The organism is Thermobaculum terrenum ATCC BAA-798 (genome assembly GCF_000025005.1).
In the GTDB taxonomy this organism is placed as follows: Bacteria; Chloroflexota; Chloroflexia; order Thermobaculales; family Thermobaculaceae; genus Thermobaculum; species Thermobaculum terrenum.
In genome coordinates, this window is the sequence record NC_013525.1 from 1,689,833 (window position 1) to 1,703,500 (window position 13,668).

10 protein-coding genes and 2 tRNA genes are annotated in these 13,668 nt (G+C 51.1%); 3 read left to right on the forward strand and 9 right to left on the reverse strand.

Going from position 1 to position 13,668, the window contains the following annotated elements:
• Positions 1–193: 193 nt before the first annotated feature.
• Complete coding sequence (gene rny / locus TTER_RS07920) at positions 194–1,723, forward strand: ribonuclease Y (protein ID WP_012875498.1); 1,530 nt, start codon at positions 194–196, stop codon at positions 1,721–1,723.
• Positions 1,724–1,788: 65 nt separating this feature from the next.
• Here rny and ispF read toward each other — a convergent pair whose 3' ends face one another.
• The 6 genes from ispF to TTER_RS07950 form a co-directional block, all read right to left on the reverse strand.
• Entirely contained in the window at positions 1,789–2,268 is a 480-nt protein-coding gene (gene ispF, locus TTER_RS07925; RefSeq protein ID WP_012875499.1) for a 2-C-methyl-D-erythritol 2,4-cyclodiphosphate synthase, read from the reverse strand.
• A gap of 17 nt (positions 2,269–2,285) precedes the next feature.
• The gene (gene ispD / locus TTER_RS07930; RefSeq protein WP_012875500.1) at positions 2,286–2,987 is read right to left on the reverse strand and encodes a 2-C-methyl-D-erythritol 4-phosphate cytidylyltransferase; all 702 of its coding nucleotides are present in this window, start codon (positions 2,985–2,987) and stop codon (positions 2,286–2,288) included.
• Entirely contained in the window at positions 2,984–4,057 is a 1,074-nt protein-coding gene (locus TTER_RS07935; protein WP_012875501.1) for a PIN/TRAM domain-containing protein, read from the reverse strand. The genes ispD and TTER_RS07935 overlap by 4 nt, the downstream gene beginning before the upstream one ends.
• A gap of 35 nt (positions 4,058–4,092) precedes the next feature.
• Positions 4,093–4,956, reverse strand: a complete 864-nt coding sequence (locus TTER_RS07940) for a PHP domain-containing protein (protein WP_012875502.1) — start codon at positions 4,954–4,956, stop codon at positions 4,093–4,095.
• 131 nt (positions 4,957–5,087) lie between these two features.
• A complete protein-coding gene (locus tag TTER_RS07945) occupies positions 5,088–6,269 on the reverse strand; it encodes a GNAT family N-acetyltransferase (RefSeq protein WP_012875503.1) in 1,182 nt (393 codons plus the stop codon).
• An 82-nt stretch (positions 6,270–6,351) separates the two neighbouring features.
• On the reverse strand, positions 6,352–8,664 hold the full coding sequence (locus TTER_RS07950) for an immune inhibitor A domain-containing protein (protein WP_012875504.1): 2,313 nt from the start codon (positions 8,662–8,664) through the stop codon (positions 6,352–6,354).
• Between the two features lie 424 nt (positions 8,665–9,088).
• Between TTER_RS07950 and TTER_RS07960 the strand changes: the two genes are divergently transcribed.
• Positions 9,089–9,165, forward strand: a tRNA-Val gene (locus TTER_RS07960).
• 137 nt (positions 9,166–9,302) lie between these two features.
• On the opposite strand, the gene TTER_RS15775 is transcribed toward TTER_RS07960, so the two are convergent.
• From TTER_RS15775 to TTER_RS14780, 3 genes are all read right to left on the reverse strand, one after another.
• A complete protein-coding gene (locus TTER_RS15775) occupies positions 9,303–9,449 on the reverse strand; it encodes a hypothetical protein (RefSeq protein ID WP_169302653.1) in 147 nt (48 codons plus the stop codon).
• Positions 9,450–9,836: 387 nt separating this feature from the next.
• Positions 9,837–11,891 carry an AAA family ATPase gene (locus tag TTER_RS07965; protein ID WP_012875506.1) on the reverse strand — a complete coding sequence of 685 codons (2,055 nt, stop codon included), beginning with the start codon at positions 11,889–11,891 and terminating at the stop codon, positions 9,837–9,839.
• A 456-nt stretch (positions 11,892–12,347) separates the two neighbouring features.
• On the reverse strand, positions 12,348–13,421 hold the full coding sequence (locus TTER_RS14780; protein WP_012875508.1) for a tyrosine-type recombinase/integrase: 1,074 nt from the start codon (positions 13,419–13,421) through the stop codon (positions 12,348–12,350).
• Between the two features lie 113 nt (positions 13,422–13,534).
• Between TTER_RS14780 and TTER_RS07980 the strand changes: the two genes are divergently transcribed.
• Positions 13,535–13,607, forward strand: a tRNA-Val gene (locus tag TTER_RS07980).
• Positions 13,608–13,668 lie beyond the last annotated feature (61 nt).

A 13,668-nucleotide genomic window follows, 5' to 3' on the forward strand; every position in this document is an offset into this window, starting at 1 on the left:
TATTTTAAATTATCTCTATTTTAGAGATATTTACTAATTTCATCAAGTAATATTTTATGTCAAATTATTGCCTCACAAGCTTGACACCATCCACATATCAAGGCTATGCTTGCTTCAGAAGGTTGAAATTCGGCAAGTCAGGCGAATGCCTGACTTAGAAAAGAACCTTGAAAACTGAATAGGAGGTAAGGGTATGCCAGACGCGCTAACTTTCGTGATCGCTGGCATAGCGCTGGTGGTAGGCGCAGGCGCCTCTTACCTCTACCTTCGCTTCATTTCCAATAATCAGATACGCGAAGCTGAGAGATTGCGCGATAGAATATCCGAAGAAGCTGCCACAAAGCAGAAGCAAATTCTACTGGAAGCTCAGGCAGAAGCTATTCGAATCAGGAATGAAGCAGAGGCAGAGGTTAAAGAACGCCGAGCAGACCTAGCCCGCGCTGAGCGCCGGCTTCAGCAGAAGGAAGAGAATCTTGACCGTAAGATAGAGGCCCTTGAAAGACGAGAGCAAAAGATACAAGCTCGTGATCAAGAGTCTGAGAGAATACGTAATGAGCTTGAAAAGATCAAGCAGGAGCAGATGTTAGTCCTCCAGCAGAGGGCTGAGATGACAAAAGAAGAAGCCAAAGCCGAACTTCTCAGACAGGTGGAGGCAGAAGCCCGAGAAGATGCAGCTCGGATCATCAGACAGATAGAATCAGAAGCCAAGGAAGAGGCAGAGCGCAGGGCCCAGATGATAGTGGCATACGCTATCCAACGCATAGGCACCGAGTACGCCAGTGAGGTCAGTGTATCTACCGTACCACTTCCCAACGAGGATATGAAGGGAAGGATCATCGGTAAGGAAGGGCGCAACATACGAGCCTTCGAAGAAGCCACTGGTGTTGACGTCATTATAGACGATACACCAGAAGTAGTTACTCTTTCTGCTTTTGATCCTATAAGGCGTGAGGTCGCTAGAAGAGCTCTTACTAAGCTAATCAGTGACGGCAGGATACATCCAGCTCGTATAGAGGAATTGGTAAGCAAAGCTCAGCAGGAGGTAGAAGCTGAAATCAAAGAAGCTGGTGAGCAGGCAGCAATGGAGGCAGGGGTGCAAGGACTACACCCTGAACTGATTAGGCTTCTAGGAAGGCTCAAGTATCGTACTAGCTATGGCCAAAACCAACTGAGACATGCGGTAGAGACCTCCCTGATAGCCGCTGCTTTAGCGGCTGAGCTCGGAGCCGATGTGAACGTCGCCAAGACAGCCGGCTTACTGCATGACATAGGTAAGGCTGTGAGCCACGAGGTAGAAGGTCCTCATGCTCTCATAGGCGCTGAGATAGCTCGCAGACTTGGCAGATCGCCCAAGATCGTGCACGCTATAGCTGCACACCACGAAGAAGAAGAGCCACAAACTGTTGAAGCAGTCATAGTGGCTGCTGCAGATGCCATTTCAGGTAGTCGCCCCGGTGCTAGACGTGAAAGCGTCGAGCAATATATCAAGCGATTACAAGCGCTGGAGGAAGTAGCCAATTCCTTTGAGGGCGTTGAGAAATCCTACGCCATACAGGCAGGAAGAGAGATCAGGATAATAGTCAAACCAGATCACGTAGATGATCTAGAAGCTGCAAAGCTTGCACGAAACGTTGTCCGCAAGATCGAGGAGAGCCTGAGTTACCCAGGCCAGATAAAGGTAACGGTAATAAGAGAAACCCGCAACGTTGAATATGCTAGATAACGGTCGGATTCTTCTATAAGCTAGTAAGCAATAAAAATAGGGCGGGATTTTATCCCGCCCTATTTTTATTCGTCCTTGCGACTTATATTGCACACAGCTAGAGCGGCAATACCCTCTTCTCTCCCCCACGGTCCCAGACCATCAGTCGTAGTAGCTTTGATACTAACGCTGGTCAATGGTATCTCCATAACTTTGGAGATCTTATCTCTCATAGCACCAATGTAAGGAGACATCCTCGGTGCTTGGGCGATTATCGTGGAATCTACATGATCTATATCCCAGCCAGCCCCTCTAACATACTCACACACTTTTGCCAAAAGTTTTGTACTATCCACTCCTGCGAGATCAGGATCATCCGAAGAGAACAAAGTACCAATATCACCCATAGAAGCCGCCCCCAGCAAAGCATCTATGATCGCATGTGTTAGAACGTCAGCATCAGAATGCCCCTCAAGTCCCATATGGTGAGGTATAGCCACCCCTCCGATCACCAATTTCCGTCCTACTACGAACCTGTGGGCATCAAATCCTATTCCGCTTCGCAACCAAATCCTCCATTACATTAGCCTTTTGCAAGCCGGTTATCTATCAAAGTTCTCGCTATAAGGACATCTTCAAATGTGGTTATCTTGATATTTCTATAATCTCCCTCATAGACCCACACATCACGACCCATGGACTCCATCAGTGAAGCATCGTCTGTAAAAACCTCATATTGATGAGCCGCCCTCTCGTGTGCACTTAGAATGTCCATATAGTTGAAGACTTGAGGAGTCTGGGCTTCCCAAAGGCTTTCTCTATTAGGAGTGGACAATATTTTGCCTTGGTTATCGACCACCTTGTATGTGCTCTTCGCAGGTACAGCAGCAATAGCAGCTCCCTTCTCGGCAGCTGTAATTATCCCTCTCTTTATAACCTCTGGGGTAACCAAGGGACGAGCCCCATCGTGTATGGCTACTAAACTAGCGTTAGGTATCTCCCTAAGTCCACAAAGCACACTCTGCTGACGTGTATTGCCGCCCAGACAGACGCTTACAACCTTATCTAGGGACTCCCTACGGCATAGCTCTCTAATTTTCTCTTGATTCGTGGCCGATGTAACCACCACGATCACATCTATATCATTCAGTAGCTGGAAGGCGCAGATAGAATGATAAATTACAGGTTTACCCCCCAAGTCTATCCAAAGCTTATCTATCCCAGACATGCGAGAGCTCGTACCAGCCGCAACTATAACAGCACCGACAACAGAGTCATTCCTCACCTTGCATCACGCTCCACATCTGCAAGTTGAGCAAATACCATCCTGCCCGCCACGGTCTGTAGAACGCGTGTGACTACCACATCTACCTCACAGTTCATCTTGGATTTGCCACCTTCAACGACTACCATAGTGCCATCATCAAGGTAGCCAACTCCCTGGTTATATTCCTTCCCTTCTTGTATGATCTTCACGGTTAGGTCTTCACCAGGAAGCAATACTGGACGAAGTGCGTGTGCTAACTCATTCACATTGAGTATCTTCACGCCTTGCAGGGTAGCTATCTTGTTGAGATTGTAATCATTGGTAATTATCGGTGCTGACAGATCCTTAGCTAGGTATAACAGCTTGCTATCTACATCCTCACCGGCCTCGATATGCCCCTCAAATATCTCAACTCTAACGTTGCTGCTTTCTTGGAGAGCTGCCAACACATCTAACCCCCTTCTACCACGAGCGCGCTTTAGAGAATCCTGTGAGTCAGCAATTGCCTGTAACTCCCTAAGTATGAACTGAGGAACTATTAGATCGCCGGATAGGAAGCCTGTAGAAACTATGTCTGCAATGCGGCCATCAACGATAGAGCTAGTATCCAATATGTACCTATTGCCTACTACAAACCCTTTCCTGGGAGCGCCTGTTAGGAACTTGCGTTCAGTCACGTATTCTGCGATTTCTCTATGCCGCATAACTACCACCATTATGCAGACATAAGTAATAGCTATAGCAGCAAGCAGAGGCATTAGGTTACCTAAAAAACCAGGAAGGGCTCTCAACGGGAAGGTAACCAGAGCGGAAATTACAAGTCCTAGTATTAGTCCTACGCCCGCAGCAACTAAATCGCTAACAGCAACCGAAGCTATCCATTTTCTGACGGCGTTGAAAGGGACTATAGTCAAATAAGGAGCAAACAATAAACCTAGTAGAGCACCTATAAAGACTCCAGATAGTCCTACTATCCAAGCCCATCTAAATAAAGGATCTAAGGCTGCCGCTGCCGAATAACCCAATTGCCAACCAATCAGGCCCAACAAAATGGCAACGAACAGCCTGATCACGAGCCTGATGTTCATTTATCGTACACCTCGTACCGAACTAGGACACTATCTCATGAAGCCAATACATGCATTCTGCGATGCCTGTCCCTTAGCGCCTCCAATACAACTGGTGGTACATAGATACTACCCAGCGGAGGCTCTTCCATAGAAGGTACACCATGAAAGTCGCTGCCTCCACTTATCAACAGCCCAAATTTCCTTGCTAAGGACCTCAGGTAGGCACGCACAGACGGTGTATACCCAGTGTAGTATACTTCCATACCATCTAGTCCTGCCCTAACAAGCTTGGCAAGCGATTTCTCCAGGTCATAAGTAAAAGTAGGATGGGCTAAGATAGCAACTCCTCCAGCCCTGTGCACAACCCTTACAGCATCCTCTGGAAGCAACTTATGCCTAGGCACGTAGGCCTTACCGCCAGGGCCTATATACTCATCAGTGAAAGCATCCTCAAACTTCTCTATATAGCCTTGCTCAAGCATCGCCTGAGCTATGGCAGGTCTTCCTATACTAGCTGTACCCGCTAGCTCTTTCACCCTCTCAAAGGTAAGCCTGTCCATGCCCATACTGCGAAGATTCTCTACCATCTTCTTAGCAGCCCATTCTCTTCCACCTCTAAGCTTCTCTGTTAGTTCAAGAAGCTCCTGGTTATTGGGATCAATCCAAAGGCCGACCATATGGATTTCGCCCTTTTCCACGGTAGTACTAAGCTCAATACCGGGAATAACTTCGAGACCTAGCTCCTCTCCTGCGGCTACAGCCTCATCTACTCCAGCCACGGTGTCATGATCGGTTATTGCGATCGTTTTAAGCCCGACATCTCTTGCAAGTTGCACCAGCTCACGCGGCGGATAGCGTCCATCCGACCTATCTGTGTGCATGTGAAGATCTATTTCTTTCTTGACCAGCTTCGTCACCTCTCAATTCAAATTTCATAGGTATCTCAGAATTATACATGCAGCAATATACTGCTTACAGTACAGACTTTGTATGCACTGTAAGAATATAATAAGGCTTTACCTGCTATTCCAGAAGATTTCCTAATATCCTACAAAGAGTCGGGCGGGCAAACAAATGCTCCAGTAAATGGGAATATTCTTTCTAGCACCTCTGCAGTTTTGTCTTCTGGTTTCCGATCTAACCGAGACAAGATCGCAGACGGCGGATAAGCTCCTAGACTTAATCTAGCAAGTTCGTGTTGAGTCATGAACACTCTCCCATCTAGCTCATCATGGATTCCTTCAAAGATGTGTGCACCGTTACGGTCCAGGAAAACAGTTACATTACCTTCGTCGGTAAATATACCTAAACTAAACTTATCGAGTTGGTCTTTGCAGTGTAGCCATCTATATTCCAACTCAGGCTCCATCTGCGTCAGCAACCTATAAGGGTCAAGACACCTAATCATAATCTCTTGACATCGATGGTATTGAATTGTAAACCTAGCACCTAACAACATACCTGCCGCTGCCACATTACCTGTAGGAGGGGTAGCCACGTCTATTCGAGATAATCCCTTTGACTTGGCCCAATCCACACATACGCCTAAGATTACGTCCGCCGCCAACTCATCGGCAGCAACCACCTCTGCTAACATAAGGGAGTTCTTATCTTGTCTAGGCAGAAAGTCCGTCCACCAAACATCGCTAGAACACGCCCAAGCATAAGCTACTATAGTACTACTTTCATCTATCAATACTTTGCATTCATGTCTAGCCTCTTCCCTTAGCTGATTCCAAGCTGGGCTATAAGGAGGGCTATCACCCCTAAGCTGAGGGCCGACCGAATTCTTGATAAACTCATTATGTAACCTAGCTAGAGAATCCACATCTTCCCACCTAAATGGTCTTACGGTCCAACCATCGGGTATTGTCTCGTGCTCCACAGATGCATCCAAGGACATAATATGAGCGGGGATTGCGGATACAAATCCAAATCGGTGATAAAAGTTGGGTATCCCCCACAAAATTGACAAGGCTGCATCCCCGGATTTCATCTTATTGACAGCTTCGGTTAGCACTCTCCGGGCGTAGCCTTTGTGTCGATATTGCTCATGTGTCTCTACACCACCTATACCGTCTACCCTAACAACCGATCTACCAATACGCATAAGACGGGGGATAATTGTAGCCTTAGAGACTACTAAGTTACCAATCTGTAATCTAACCTGGACACTATTACGATCTCCATCAGCAAATACTATCCTAGGGGACTCCATCTCTAAGGTCATAAACACCTCCATAGTAAAGGCTAAGAAAGAGTAGCATAAAAAAAGGGGGCATCTTCATGATGCCCCCTTACGTATTACTCTATTATCTTCTGGCAGGTTTTACCTGCACTTGCATGAAGTTGCCATGGTTACTCGTACCAACTACTTGGATAATGGTACCAGTCTTCGGGACCTTCACACCAGCGTCAGGTTTGCTGGCATACCAGTAAGTATCCAGATCATTGAAAGTTCGCGCTGCAGGCAAGGAGGGATATTTTACCCTCACCAGACGACCCGACGAATCTAGATACGATAAAGCTATTGGGTCAGTTCTCTGCAGCCCGAATGTAGCATCATAAACCTGAACCCTAGTCCTCCATGGAGTACCATCCTTTCTCAGGAGAGGTTCAGGATGCGCATCAATAGGTAGGATCAAACCCTGACCTGGGTGTTGTCCTACGTTATTATCATTGAAAGAGGTATCCCAGTAACTGATAAGCAATCCATCCTGATATGGGTAGTGTTCTACCCAGTTCCTGCTAGGATCCGGGAAGTTGTATGGACCAGTCTTGAGCGCGGTATCGTAACCAAGATATCGCCTATATTCAGCTATGTAGTAGTGGTTGTAGCTTCTAGTGATGGAGCCCTGAATTCTCGAGAATCCATTAGCATCCCAGCCGTTGTCTCCTTCCTCGGCCCCATCTGTGAAGATTACACTCCCATCTCCTATTATCTTGATTTCATCAACAGTCAGCCCTTTACCTTGCACAGCACCATCGGTGACATACCTGAATCTGAGAAGTATATCTTTCCCTGCAAACTGAGAGAGATCGAAGTTTGCTAGTACCCAACCTCCGGAATTACCGGTTATGCCATTGCCCAGGTTCTGACCATTGGGATCATCATTAGTAGTTACATTACCTTCCAGGTTTGTCCATGTTGAACCATTATCATCGGACGCCTGGACATAAGCGTAATCCCATCCATCCTCAATGTCGTACCACAGATACGCTTGAAGTGATGCAGAACCTACAGCTGAGAGATCAATACTCCGGGTAAGAGTATTATCAAGATTATCACCAGCACCGCTCCACCATTCCCAGGAACCTGAGTAAGGAGTGTTTATCTCAGTAGTGACCTGCTTCTTGGGTAGTACAGTTATAAGTGCTTGCGCAGCTTTGGTGTTGTATTCAGCTGGGCCCAGACGATGCGAAGATCTTTGACCTGAGATAGCAACATCATAATTGAGCCAGCCCAGCATCAACTTATCCCAGGCATTCATATGTCCCGGCTTCGTACCTATACTATCCTTGCCCTCACCAAGCCAGGAGCCCGCAGACATAAGAGTCCAGAAAGCTGAACTAGCTTCCCCTAGATAGCTAGTATCATACTCATCTGGCAGTCCCAGATCGTGACCGAACTCGTGAGCAAAAACTCCGACACCACCATTCTCAGGCTCTATAGTGTAGTCACCAACCCAGATATTTGTTCCTGGGAACTCATATCCTCCCAGAAGGGCATCAGGTGAAGGTCCCACCACCCCTATAGCTGGCCAATTGGCATACCACCTATGGCTCCATATGGCGTCTGCTCCTTGAGCACCCCCACCAGCTTCCTCGCCTTCACCAGCATGTATTATCTGAAAGTGATCGATATAACCATCGGGTTCGTCGAAATTTCCATCTCCATCATGATCATATCTATCCCAGACATCAAACTGAGATAGATAATCGCGGATCTGCTGAGTTGTCTTACCTGCAGCCCTTTGGTCTGCCACCCACTGGTTTATAGCATCCCTTATTATCCTATACACAGTATTGCTATCCCCAGAGATTTGGCCAGGCTCTGGCCTGCCATAATCCGACTCATTAGCATTGATTCTTACCCAATCAGTGACCGTGCCATCTACCGTGTACCTGCCTGAAGATTGCTCGAGATAGTAGTTAGCCATAGATATGACACCTCGAGCAGTCGAGAAGAGCATTTGATCATAGTGGTCACGATTGAAATCTTGTACCCAATAGGTAGAATTATCTTCTCTCCTGTTTGGTTCAGGGATCTGGTTGTGTAGAGGACCTTCACTTCCACCAAACTCTACTAGGATCGTGAATATATGGTCTGTATCTTCTCTAGCTAACTCAACGTACTGGCCCTTAGCCAGCTTTACAACCTTGTTCTTACCCTTCGCCATAGAGCTAAGATTGCCACTAGCCTGTGACTGAATGAGCTTCTGCAAGCCCTTCTGCCGCATTTTGAACTGTTTCTCGGCTAAGGGATTAGGCTTGCGATTGTCCAGTACCTTACCATGCCCCTTACCCCTTTGTACCCCATCCACTCTCTGGGCTGCGAAGGTGTTGGAAGGAATAAGAGCTAGAGCAAGAAGAATAACCAGTATCAGTGTGGTGAGACGATGCATAAACCCCTCCTAATCACAAACACCTACAAGGCACAACTTTGAAGTTTACTAATAACAGATGTCCATGTCAACAGAGATCTAGATTTCTACAACAAGCAAATTATTCATGCAATCACCAAGAACAAAAATGTCTTTGGTGATCGACTGAACAGAGATAGAATATGTGTAGAAACATGTGTAGATTTGATTAATTTGTTATCAAATATCTTGGCAAAGAAACTATTTGATGTTATTATCCGCTAGTAAGGCAAGGGGGAAAAGGCCGTTTAGCTCAAGGGTAGAGCGGGGTCAAAGGCTTGCAGCGGATCGCAAACGATTGCGGCAAGCACCGACCAACGAGTTTGAGGTTCAAGTCCTCAAGGCGGTCTTTTCCCTGAGGGCATACTTGCTCCATAAATTCATGTTCTGGTATCTTATTATCTAGGGGCGAATAGCTCAGTTGGTCAGAGCGCACGGTTCACATCCGTGAGGTCACAGGTTCGAGTCCTGTTTCGCCCACCAAAGAAAACCTTGTAGTATCTGCTCTTCCGCGCTTTCTGCCTAGCACTAGCCCTCTCCAACTTGACAGCAATAGTGAGGAGCCGTTGCTGTCAAGTTGCTGTCAGCAACCCCCACAAGGCCGCACCAGGGAGGGGAAGCTAGCAGAAGTGATACAATCTTCTTGCCAGCAGCCTACCCCTGCTGGTACGGGTCCTGTAGCTCCAGGGCTGCAGGGCCCTCCCTCGAGTACTGTCCACCGCTCGAGTCACGGCGTGATGTGCCCACATGATAGATCCATCAGCCACAAAGGTCAACTGTCCCCTTGCCTAGATCAGGTGACACAAGGTGACACTCTAAAAAAGGGCGTCCTCACTTGCCTTGTTGGATCACACGGAGCTTGGCGGAGCAGTGTTGGATCCAGCATCAGCACGCGCTCCGCGACAGGATGGTTTGCAGGTGACGCTCACGCCGACGTGCGTTCCTGGCGTCCTGGTAGCACTCCCTACTGCAGTACCGTTGGTGAGGGTGCGCTTGCACAAAAGGCCGCTGACACCACCGGCACCAAGCCCTGTTCCTGCCTCGAGGCATGGGCTTGGTGCCTGCCCAGCAACCACTAGCAGGACACCTGCTACCCAAGCAGCCTGTGTAGCGGTTTGTCCCTGGATTTATGCATGGCCAGCAAATTTGCTCACTCAAAAAGGTGCCTCTGCTGCATTGCTATCAGCCTTGATGTAGACGCCACAGCTCGGACACGACAGCCAGCCTGGCAGGCCTGTCTCGAGCAGCGGCCCCCCGCAGCTGTGGCGGCGTGGGGCCGCTTCGGGATCGTCAAGCGGGGGGTCCCCTTCAGGCGGCTCAGGGGTTGGCTCGGGCTGGCCGGATCCTGAGTCCTGAGAACTAAAACCAACAACTAGGGAATCTCTGTTGTTGGTTTTGGGAATTGGTGCCAACCTCCACCTGGCTGGCCTGCCTCTGGCCTCTGTGGCGAGATCCGGGTCGCGCTCAACCTTGCCAGCGCGTGCCAAGCCAAGCAGTGCCTGCCTGACCTGCTCATCTGATGGCTGTGGCTCGCCAAGCGCAGCTCTGACCTCGCGCGTCGTGAGCCAGTCACCAGCTTCATCAAGGATCCAGAAGATCCTGGCTTGCAGCTGACGCAACTCCACAGCTGCAGGACTGCCCAAGGCTTGCAGCTCGCCTTCAGGACTCAGCTCGTAAGCCAGCTGTTTGCCCGGAATTACTCTTGCATAGCTGGTCAGCACTCTTCTTGACTCGACCTTGTCATAGCTCAGCTCCAGCGCGACATCCACAGCTCCAAGCAGGGCGTGCCCGCCAGCGATGCCCTCGCCGTGATCGCCGCCTCCTTTGCGTGTGTGGTGCACCAGGATCAGGGTCTTGCCAGCTTCACGACAGGCCACTATCCAGGGATTGACCAGTCTTGCAAGCTCAGAGTTGTCGGTTTCATCACGAGGCTGCAGCAGATTGCGGATCGAGTCAATGATCACGACGTCAGCGTCTGAGGCCTTGACGCTGGCAAGCAGATCTGCGGGATCCACGCCCAAAGCCAGCCCAAGCGTGAGGTTGTCCCAGCTGACCTTGTCGCGTATCCTGGCTGCTCGCACCGCCCAGATGCTTTGAGGCTCTTCGCTCAGGTACAGGATCTTGTCGCCTGCCTGTGTGCGCTCAGCCACAAAGCCAAGCAGCAGCTCTGTCTTCCCCACTCTTGGGTAGCCCGCCAGCAGATGAGACCAGCCCCGCACCACAAAGCCCTCCTCTCCAAGCAGGGGCAGGTACTCGATGCTACTTTGCTCTTTGGCGGCTTCAAGCAGCTGCTGACCTGACAACAACCAATTCCCAAAACCAACAACAGAAGTTCCTATGTTGTTGGTTTTGGGTTTTTGCCCCGTGTCAGGAAAACCAACAACAGAAGTTCCTATGTTGTTGGTTTTGGATTTTGTCTCTGCCCAGCTCTCGAGCTCCTCAGCGGGCACTGGCTTGGCTTTGGTGGCTATCAGCTGGGGGGCCGGCTTGGCTCTGTCTCCAAAGTCGTGGCCACTCAGCAGCTTGATCCTAGCGGGATCCTGCCCGAGTCGCCACAGCCTCACAGCTAGATCCTCCATGTGATCCTGTCCTGGCCGGTCAGCGTCAGGTATGAGCACAATATCACGCCCGAGCAGGGGCCGCAAAGCCTCATCAATGGGCCTGTAGCTTGTTCCGTAGGTGGCAAGCACCAGCCAGGTTTTGGGATCCAGCTCTTGCTGCAGGCTCTCAGCCACAGCCTCGCCTTCCACGATGACAACCGTTGCCTCAGGATGCTGCGTGAGCAGCTCAGCGCGATACAAAGCCAGCTCAGAGACCTTGCACGCCAGTCCACGCCAGTGCACACGCTTGGAGCCGTCCGGCAAATCCTCTCTGACGTGCACGCCAGCAGGCATGCCATCCAGGGCTGAGTAGACCCGGTAGTTGGTGACCTTCTTCTTGAAGCCGTTGGATCCAGGCTCTCGTGAGTACCACAGGCCCCGCTCCCTCAGCGCGCTGATGACCTCGCCCTGTGAGCAGCCGGCGTGGCAGTGGACCAAAACCCTGTCGCCTTCAAGTTTGACCGACAGGCTCGGGGTCTCGTCAGAGTGCGCGGAGCAGTGGAGTGTTCTGCTGCTGCCGCCTTCGCGGTGGCACTGGCACCGGGGGTCGGGGCACTGCAGGTTCGTGGTGATGAGGGTATAGACATCGTTTGCGTCTTGTAGTACCATTGGTTTGCAGCTCCTCAGGGCCGATTTTCCCCTCGGCCAAAACAAACAGGGGGGGTGCTTCCCGCACCAGGGGGCAGGGGCATCAGTAGCTACTGATGCCTCTTTTTGTTGCCCTCAAAGCCTCGGGCGTCAGCACTAGTGTACCATCCTCACCTCCTTGCCGTGCTGACCGAACAAAAAAGCGTCCTAGTCACCATATAGGGCAATGTGCGGCAGGTTGCAACCTGCCGCACAGAGCCTTGTTTTCCCTTTTTGAGGCCTCAGGAGGGCCAAATTTGAGCTCTAGAGCCAAATCCCGCTCTAGAGCCTCAAATGCGTCCTCTCCTAAGGCCTCGAAGCCCGACAGCACACAAAATCCGACAGAAAATCCGACTGTCGGATTTTTTATTCCGACATGTCGGATTTTGTGGTCTGTACGATCCCATCCAGGCCCCCGCACCCGCATGCTCCTCTCCCTCACCCAAGGACCCGCTCCAAACGCAGCGCGGCCTCCCTATCGGCGCCATCCAGCACGTGCTGGTAGACCTGCAGCGTGACCATAGGAGAGCTGTGTCCTAGCCTGCTCTGTGCTACCTTGGGGGGCACGCCAGCATGTGCCAAGAGCGAAGCATGCACGTGTCGTAGGTCATGTATCCGTAGCCTGGGCAGTCCCAGCTCAGCACACACGGCATGCAAGGCCCGTAGGACGTTGCGTCTGCAAGGAGTGGTTCCCGTAGAGGACAGGAAGCAGTACTTGCCTAGCTTCTTGGCTCTCTGTTGCCTGAGAGCCTCGAGGGCAAAAGCAGGTAGGGCTATCACGCGTTCCCCCGCCCGGCTCTTGGGCGGGGACTCGTGTACCTCTCCACCTACCTCTAGCAGCTGCCGAGATATCCTGACGCTACCCTCTTGCCAATCCACGTCCCCCCACTCCAGCCCCAGCGCCTCTCCTATGCGGCAACCGCTACCGAGCAGGAACAGCAGGAGTTCGCTGTACCAGCCGGCCTTGCCCGCCTCCAGGGCGGCGATGAGTAGGGCTATCTGGTCTCTTGCAGGGAGTGTGGGGCGTCTGCGTTGGTGCTTTGGAGGCTCCACCCGATCCAAGGGGTTTGTAGCCAGCAGCCCCAGCCTCACAGCATCCGCCAAGGCTTTGTGTAGTAGGGCATAGGCCTCCTGTGCTCTTCTGGGCAGGCGCTCTCCAAGTCCAGCCAGCCACCTGCTCAACTCCAGGGCAGCCAGCGCCTGCAGCCTCCTGCCTCCCAGTGCGGGACAGATGTGCTGCTCTATCAGCCTCTGGTAGTTGACGCGCGTGCTGACCCTGAGCTCCCTGCTACGTACCTCCAACCACTCAGCCAAGTACTGCTCCAAGGTCAGCTTATTGGGAGGCACAAGCCTGTGCTCTGCCGCGGCCTCTAGCAACTCCCTGAGCTGCTTCTGGGCTTCCCGTCTGGTCTTGGCGTAGCGAGAGATACGCCTGCCAGCATGCACCACGGCAGCCACCCAGCGCCCGTCCCGCCGCCTGTACACCGTGCCTTCGCCATTGGCTTGTCGCATAGTTCCCTCCTGCTGAGGGCCCCGTTGCTGTCAGCGTTGCTGTCAAGCCTGACGGCAACTACGCTGCTACCACATGTGGAGGGTCGCTGCGAGAGAGGCTACTACATGTACGAGGCGAATAGCTCAGTTGGTCAGAGCGCACGGTTCACATCCGTGAGGTCACAGGTTCGAGTCCTGTTTCGCCCACTGGAGGGCTGGATTCCACCTCAGGTTCGAATCCAGCCCTTTCTCTTGCCTACTAAACCAC

Bases quoted from the DNA above. Each gene is read 5' to 3' on its own strand.
- rny (WP_012875498.1), top strand. From the start codon at position 194: ATGCCAGACGCGCTAACTTTCGTGATCGCTGGCATAGCGCTGGTGGTA.
- TTER_RS07950 (WP_012875504.1), bottom strand. From the start codon at position 8,664: ATGCATCGTCTCACCACACTGATACTGGTTATTCTTCTTGCTCTAGCT.
- TTER_RS14780 (WP_012875508.1), bottom strand. From the start codon at position 13,421: ATGCGACAAGCCAATGGCGAAGGCACGGTGTACAGGCGGCGGGACGGG.
- TTER_RS07935 (WP_012875501.1), bottom strand. From the start codon at position 4,057: ATGAACATCAGGCTCGTGATCAGGCTGTTCGTTGCCATTTTGTTGGGC.
- TTER_RS07945 (WP_012875503.1), bottom strand. From the start codon at position 6,269: ATGACCTTAGAGATGGAGTCCCCTAGGATAGTATTTGCTGATGGAGAT.
- TTER_RS07965 (WP_012875506.1), bottom strand. From the start codon at position 11,891: ATGGTACTACAAGACGCAAACGATGTCTATACCCTCATCACCACGAAC.